General features: G+C 71.4%; 5 protein-coding genes. All 5 read right to left on the reverse strand.

Annotation, left to right across the window (positions count from 1 at the left end; genetic code table 11):
* Positions 1-372: twin-arginine translocation signal domain-containing protein (locus tag HOQ08_RS08140; protein ID WP_291193137.1), on the reverse strand; the 372-nt coding region annotated here is incomplete at its 3' end.
* A complete protein-coding gene (locus HOQ08_RS08145; RefSeq protein WP_291193139.1) occupies positions 369-896 on the reverse strand; it encodes a (2Fe-2S)-binding protein in 528 nt (175 codons plus the stop codon). The genes HOQ08_RS08145 and HOQ08_RS08140, both read right to left, overlap by 4 nt.
* A gap of 77 nt (positions 897-973) precedes the next feature.
* A complete protein-coding gene (locus tag HOQ08_RS08150; protein ID WP_291193140.1) occupies positions 974-2,305 on the reverse strand; it encodes an amino acid permease in 1,332 nt (443 codons plus the stop codon).
* Between the two features lie 240 nt (positions 2,306-2,545).
* Complete coding sequence (locus HOQ08_RS08155; RefSeq protein WP_291193142.1) at positions 2,546-4,462, reverse strand: S53 family peptidase; 1,917 nt, start codon at positions 4,460-4,462, stop codon at positions 2,546-2,548.
* A gap of 191 nt (positions 4,463-4,653) precedes the next feature.
* Positions 4,654-5,369 (reverse strand): PhzF family phenazine biosynthesis protein (locus tag HOQ08_RS08160; RefSeq protein ID WP_291193144.1); only part of this gene is annotated, 716 nt, incomplete at its 5' end.

Consider the following 5,369-nt stretch of genomic DNA (forward strand, 5'->3'; position numbering starts at 1 on the left):
AATGGAATCGCCGGTGCCGCCCCGCTGGTGGCCGTAGGTCCACGCCGGTTTGCCGTTCTTGTTCTGCACGCCCAGGCCCAGCGGCACCACGGTGACGCGGGTCCAGTCCGCATCCAGCTCCTCGGCGACGATGCGCGGCAGCGCGGTGGCGGTGCCGGTGCCGGTGTCCGGGTCGCGCGCGCCGATCAGCACGTTGCCGTCGCGGTCGATGCGGACATAGGCGCCGAGCTGGCCGAAATCCTCGCCGAGCATGCCCGCCGGCACCGGCACGTCCGCTGCGTCGGCGCAGCCGATGCCGACCACCAGCGCTCCGGCGGTGCCGGCCAGCACCTGGAGGAAGCGCCGGCGCGAAAGCTCCAGGCCGCCGCTCATGCCTGCACTCCGGCGGCGCGCTTGATCGCGCGGCGCACGCGGGTCTGGCAGCCGCAGCGGCAGAGGTTGGGCAGCTGGTCGATGTCCTCGTCGGTGGGCTTGGGCTTGCGTGCGAGCAGGTCGACGCCGGCGATCAGCCAGCCGGCGGTGCAGTAGCCGCAGCCGATCGCGTCCTCGTCGATGAAGGCCTGCTGCAGCGGGTGCAGGCGGCCGTCGTCGCCGGCCAGGCCCTCCACCGTGGTGACCCGGGTGCCGGCCAGCCGCGCCATCGGCCGCTTGATCGCCGACGCCGCCTTGCCGTCGACCAGCACCAGGTCGCTGCCGCCTTCGCCATGTGCGCCGCCGGGCTTGGTGCCGGTCAGCCGCAGCACGTCGCGCAGGTACCACAGCAGCGGCATCAGCGGATCGCCGGTGTGCCGGAAGCGCTCGCCGTTGACGATCAGGTCGATGCCCTCGCGCACGGGTTCGGGCGTGATGTCGCCGGTGGTGGCGGTCGGCAGGCCCTGGGCTTGCGCTTGCGGCATCGGGGAGTCTCCACGCAAAGGTCGCCTATTGTGGCATCGCGTGCGGGACGAGGCAGCCGGGTCCGGGAGGGAGGCGTTCAGGCGGGGCCGGTGCGGGCCGACATCCGCCGCCAGGCGTAATACACCGGCACGCCGGCGAGCATGATCAGCACGCCGATGCCCGCGTTGCGCGGGTTGTCGCGCATGGTCGCCACCACCACCGCGCCGATCGCGGTGACGAACAGCAGCGGCAGCCATGGATAGCCGGGTACGCGGAAGCGCGCGCTGCCATCGTCGCGGCGGCGGTACCAGAACAGCGTCGCCACGCCTGCCGCGCAGGCCAGCCAGTCGCCGAAGGTGGCGTAGTCCAGCAGCGCGCCGTAGCCGCCCGAAAGCGCCAGCACGATCGCCCAGCCGCACAGTGCGGCCAGCGCCACGTTCGGCGTGCGGTGGCGCGGGTGCAGCCGCGCCGTGAAGCCGAAGAACAGGCCGTCCGCGCCCATCACCTGCAGCACGCGCGCGCCCGCCACCAGCGTGATGTTGCAGAAGCCCAGCGTGGAAATCGCGATGCCCAGGGCGATCAGCCGCGCGCCGACCGGACCGAGCAGGCGATCCATCACCTGCGCCGCCGGCGCACTGCTTGCGGCCAGGCCGGCATGGCCGAGCACGGCGAGGTAGGCGAGGTTCACCAGCGCATAGGCGGTGACCACCACCAGCATGCCGGCAAGCAGGGCGCGCGGCAGGTTGCGCTGCGGCGCATCCACCTCGCCGGCCAGGTTGTTCAAGTAGGTAAAGCCCGAATAGGCGAACAGCACCGGCAGGGCCGCGCCCATGAAGCCGACGCCGCTGCGCGCCGGGTCAGCGGCCAGCGCCGCGGGCGCATGCGCGCCGGCCAGGTACAACCCGCACGCCACCAGCGCCGCCACTGCCAGCAGCTTGAGCAGCGCGAACAGGTTCTGCACCTGCGCGCCGAGCTTCAGGCCGAACACGTTGACCAGCCCGACGAACACCAGCGCGCCGACGGTGAGCGGCAGCGCCGCGCCCGCGGGCAGGCCGAAGGCCGCCACCGCGTAGCTGGCGAAGATCGTCGCCACCGCCGCGGTCGAACCCGAATAGATCACCAGCAGCATGGTCCAGCCGAACAGGAAGCCGGCCAGCGGGCCGAACGCCTCGCGCAGGTAGACGTAGGTGCCACCGGCCTGCGGCCGGCGCGCGCCCAGCTCGGCATAGCAGAGCGCGCCGACGAGCGTGAGCAGTCCGGCGCCGATCCACACCAGCAGCAGAGCCAGCCCCGATTCGGTGCGCTGCGCGGCGATGCCGGGATTGAGGAAGATGCCGCCGCCGATGATGCCGCCGACCACGATGAGCGCGGCGTCCCAGGGGCCCAGGCTGCGCCGGTAGCCGTCCGATGTGGTGGTACCTGTACCCATGCGGTTTCCCCCTGGAAGAGCGGGGAGCATCGCCGGTGCGGTGGGCGTCGGGCAAGTGCGAAAGCCACGAAACGCCTTCGTGGGTGGGCTTGAGCCCACCATCGCGGTTCCACGCGCGGGCGGTAGGCTGAAGCCCGCCCTACGCGTTGCGTTGGCCGCGCGATCCGGGCCCCTTCCCATGTGAGGGAAAGGGGCCGCGGAGTCCGTTTCGCAAGATGAGCCTCGGCCCGTCAGGCCATGTCAGAACGCTCGCAGGAATGCGTCCAGGTTGGCCACGTCTAAGGTACCGATGCCGGCGCCCGGCGTGTAGTGCGGCTTGCCGTAGTAGAACCAGTTGTCGCCGTCGCGCACGCTGTTGAACGCCGAATACCGGCCGTAGCCGAACACGTTCTGCAGGAAGTACACCTGCGGGTTCCAGAAGCCCACGCGATGGCCCAGGCTCTGCGTCAGCAGCGCGCTGATGCCGTTGAGCTGCGGCGCCACGAAGCTGGTGCCGCCGATGCTGGAGATCACGCCGCCGTCGGTGCTGGACACCACGAGGTAGCCGGTTTCCGGATCGGCGTTGAGCGAGATGTCCGGCACGTTGCGGCCGTGGAAGTGGCCGGGCAGCTCGAGCAGCGTGGTCGGGCCGGCTTTGGGATCGTTGAAGACCAGCGCCTGCCGCTTCTCGCTGCGGCGGATGCCGTGGGTGAACCACTGGTAGAACGGCTCATGCCAGTACACGCTCACGCCGCCGCCGCCGCCGACCGAGAACAGGTCGACCAGGCCGGGGCCGAAGTTGGTGTCGAAGTAGTGCTGGATATAGTCCCAGCCCCAGACGCTCTCGCGCTTGATCGCGCCGGTCGGGCCGCCCCTGAAGGAATAGCTGTAGGGCGTGGTGGTGCCGCCGGCGGCGGTGATGAAGGGGTCGGAGGCGGGCGAGTCGACCGTCAGCGGCGCGCTGAACTGGCCGGGGCCGTCGCCGTGCCCGAGCCCGCGCACGGTGTCGTAGGCGCCCGAGTCGCCCGAGGCGGCGAACACCGACTGGCCTTGCACCGCCGCCTCCAGGAAGACCTGGTGGAACGCGCGCAGGTCGCCCACGTCGGTCGTGTCGGTCATCGCCGCGCCGTCCACGTTGAGTGCCGCGAAGTTGAAGATCTCCGGCAGGCCCCAGCTGGTGGAGATGCTGTCGGCGCAGTTGTCCGACACCGCCCGCGCGAAGGCGGCGACGAAATCGCCGCTGGTGTTGGGCGCGTCGTACACGATGATGCTGGCCTTCGGCGCCATGCCGCCGGACTGTTCCACGTCCAGCGCGGTCTCGCCGCTGCCGTCGTCCATCGCGCCGCCGCCATTGACGTGCACCTGCGTGATGCGGTGCGGTTTGGTCACCAGGCCGATGCCGTCCCAGTAGGCCTGCGCGTCGGCCGGGTCGAAGTTGGACAGGGTGACGATGCCGATGGTCGAGCCCTTGCCGGTGACGCCGCGGTCGTAGAGCGGGTTGACGTCGTAGAAGTTGGCGACGTCGCCCACGGTGTAGTTGCCCGGCACGCCGGTCGCGGTCGGGTTGCCGCCGGCGGCCTGGAGGTTGGGCTGCAGCGACTGCGGTGCGAAGGTGGTGGTGCGCGACACCGCCTTGGGCGTGCCGATGCGGTGGGAGATGAACTGCCGTTCGTTGCTCAGGCCCGAGATCACCGTCACCGTGTCGGCCAGCGCCGTGGGCATCGCCACCGGCGTGGCCGGGCGATGGAACACGCGGCCGCTGTCGGTCGCGCGGTAGGTGTGGATGGTGGTGCCGAAGGCCTGGCCCAGCTGCGCCAGCGTGCCGTGCACGCGGATCGCCATCTTGCTGCCCATCACCTCGCTGCGCAGCCCCTGTTTTTGCAGGTAAGCCTGCACGCTGGCGATCTGCGCGTCGCTGGCGCCGAAACGCTCGGCGAACTGCCGCGTGGTGAGGAAGCGGTGGTAGTTGGGGTTGCCGGGCGTGACGGTCTGGCGGATCAGGTTTTCCAGCTGGTCCTGGTTGTGCAGCTTGAGGATCAGCGTGACGTTCGCGCCCTGGCTGGCGGCGGCCAGGCCCATGTCGACGGCGGGCTGGGCGGTCTGTCCGGCCGCGGCAGCGCCGGCGAACAGGATGGCGAACGAGGCGGCGAGGGCTTTCTGGTGCAACTTCGCGAGCATGGGGTTTTCTCCCTGGAATGCACGCGGCCTGGGGCACAGGGGCTTGGAAACGCTGCGCCGGCAGCTGCGGGCGACGGTTGGATGACGTTCTTCCCTATTTGGTGCCGCACCCCCTGCGGGCGGCGCCGCTCGCGAGCTTGCACCCAAGCGGGAGGGAAGGGAAGAGCGGCGCGCGCCCGCGGCGCATGCCGTCAATCGAGCGTGAACGTTCCGCGTACGCCCACTGCGCAGCGGCCGCCGATGGAGACGTCGCCGGAGGCTGCATCCACGCGCACCTCGACCCGGCCGTCGCGGCCCACTTCGCGTCCCTGGCTGGCGACGTAGCGGCTGCCGTAGCGCGCCAGCGCGCCGGTGTGGCGAAGCAGCGCGCCGATCGCCGCGTTGGCGCTGCCGGTGACCGGGTCTTCCGGAATGCCGTCGGCCGGGCAGAACGCGCGCACGGCCATCGCTGCGTCCCCGTCGTGCTCGCCGCCGAACACGCTCACGCCCACCGCGCCGTGCGCCGTGCACAGCGCCGCGATGGCGGCGAGATCCGGTGCCAGCGTGCGCACTGCCTGCGCCCGGTCCAGGTCGCAGACGATCCACAGCGGCCCGTTGTCGATGCAGTGCACGGCGATGGCCGCCGGGCCGCATGCCAGGGCCGTGCCGAGCGCCTCGCGCAGCGGGGCCTCGGCAGCCGCGATGCGTGCGGGCGGCGCCTGCACGTGGATGCTGCGCGCGCCGTGCTGGCCATCCACGGCCACCGGCAGCAACCCCGCTGCGCATTCCTGCATCAGCGACGAGCGCGCCGGCACCACGCCCGCCTCGATCGCCGCGTAGGCGCTGCCGACGCTGGGATGGCCGGCGAAGGGCAGCTCCTGGCGCGGGGTGAAGATGCGCACGCGATAGTCCGCCTGCGGCTGCGTGG

Source organism: Frateuria sp., from assembly GCF_013362045.1.
Taxonomy (GTDB): Bacteria; Pseudomonadota; Gammaproteobacteria; order Xanthomonadales; family Rhodanobacteraceae; genus Frateuria_A.

What these genes read in the sequence shown, in the direction of transcription:
- HOQ08_RS08150 (WP_291193140.1), bottom strand. Translation starts at nt 2,305, where the DNA reads ATGGGTACAGGTACCACCACATCGGACGGCTACCGGCGCAGCCTGGGC.
- HOQ08_RS08145 (WP_291193139.1), bottom strand. Translation starts at nt 896, where the DNA reads ATGCCGCAAGCGCAAGCCCAGGGCCTGCCGACCGCCACCACCGGCGAC.
- HOQ08_RS08155 (WP_291193142.1), bottom strand. Translation starts at nt 4,462, where the DNA reads ATGCTCGCGAAGTTGCACCAGAAAGCCCTCGCCGCCTCGTTCGCCATC.